This is a genomic window from Aeromonas fluvialis, assembly GCF_000819885.1.
Taxonomy (GTDB): Bacteria; Pseudomonadota; Gammaproteobacteria; order Enterobacterales; family Aeromonadaceae; genus Aeromonas; species Aeromonas fluvialis.
Map to the genome: position 1 here is coordinate 2,976 of NZ_CDBO01000003.1, position 1,100 is coordinate 4,075.

Below are 1,100 nucleotides of genomic sequence, written 5' to 3' on the forward strand. Positions count from 1 at the left end.
TTTTATGGCCTGGTATAACTGCTCCCCTTATCTCCCCGCCCGATTGGGCGAGCGTTTACGGGGCATCTGCTAAAAACATTTAATGCACTGACATTGGCATTACACTTGGCTATCATGTGAGCAATTATGTCAGGAGACACAATCATGATCACCGAGCAGGCCAAACCGGCCATCAAAAAATCACGGCCCAACAAGGCGCCGATCACTAAACGAACTGCCGACAAGACCTTGAATATTCGTTTGCAAGAAAGCGACCGACAGTTGATCGACCGAGCAGCAGAGCAACGAGGTATATCTATAACCGCGTTCGTCCTGGAGGCCTCACGTAAACTGGCAGAAGAGACCATCATCGACAGATCGGTACTGGTTGCCGACAAGGCGGCTTATGCCTCGTTTCTGGATGCATTGGACAACCCTCCCGTAACCAACGAACGGTTGAACCGCACCCTGACCGCCAAAGCACCTTGGGATCTGTAATGGGTATAACTGCACCAGCCCTGCTCACCTCTCAACATGATGTGAGCGCCTTCACCAGTGATGAGCCGACCCTGGACATTTGGCTCAAAGAACGAGCACTCAAAAACCAGATGGCTGGCGCCAGCCGGACATATGTTGTCTGTAATGATAACTATGTGATCGCGTACTATTGCCTCTCATCAGGCATCGTGACGACCAATGAGGCCACTGGTGCGATTAAACGCAACATGCCCCGAGAAATCCCCATGATCCTATTAGGTCGCCTCGCTGTTGACACTCGCTACACCGGCAAAGGGATCGGTCGGGCTCTGGTGAATGATGCTCTACAACGAGCTCTACAAGCTGCTGATATCATCGGTGTAAGAGGTGTTCTGGTGGATGCACTATCACCTACAGCGAAAGTCTTTTGGGAATCTGTTGGGTTTCAAGCATCGGGACTGGACCCAATGAAACTAATGGTCAGGATCTCTGACCTCGCAACAATCCTGAAGCCAAGATAGATAACCCCTATTGTTTACTGCTACGCGCCCCTAGATCAGCACCTGTTTTTCGGACAATACGCTCGTCACACTTAACCTCATCGTTTCTTCATCGAGGTTTCAGCTACCTGATTACCCATGACC

At 50.6% G+C, this 1,100-nt stretch carries 2 protein-coding genes; both read left to right on the plus strand.

Annotated features, from left to right (window positions below; all coding sequences use genetic code 11):
• Positions 1 to 144: 144 nt before the first annotated feature.
• Positions 145 to 477 carry a type II toxin-antitoxin system TacA family antitoxin gene (locus BN1125_RS00285; protein ID WP_084202208.1) on the plus strand — a complete coding sequence of 111 codons (333 nt, stop codon included), beginning with the start codon at positions 145 to 147 and terminating at the stop codon, positions 475 to 477.
• Positions 477 to 977, plus strand: a complete 501-nt coding sequence (locus BN1125_RS00290) for a GNAT family N-acetyltransferase (protein WP_042009693.1) — start codon at positions 477 to 479, stop codon at positions 975 to 977. Before BN1125_RS00285 ends, BN1125_RS00290 begins: the two co-directional genes overlap by 1 nt.
• Positions 978 to 1,100 lie beyond the last annotated feature (123 nt).

Coding starts and splice junctions, on each gene's coding strand:
- BN1125_RS00285 (WP_084202208.1), top strand. CDS start 145: ATGATCACCGAGCAGGCCAAACCGGCCATCAAAAAATCACGGCCCAAC.
- BN1125_RS00290 (WP_042009693.1), top strand. CDS start 477: ATGGGTATAACTGCACCAGCCCTGCTCACCTCTCAACATGATGTGAGC.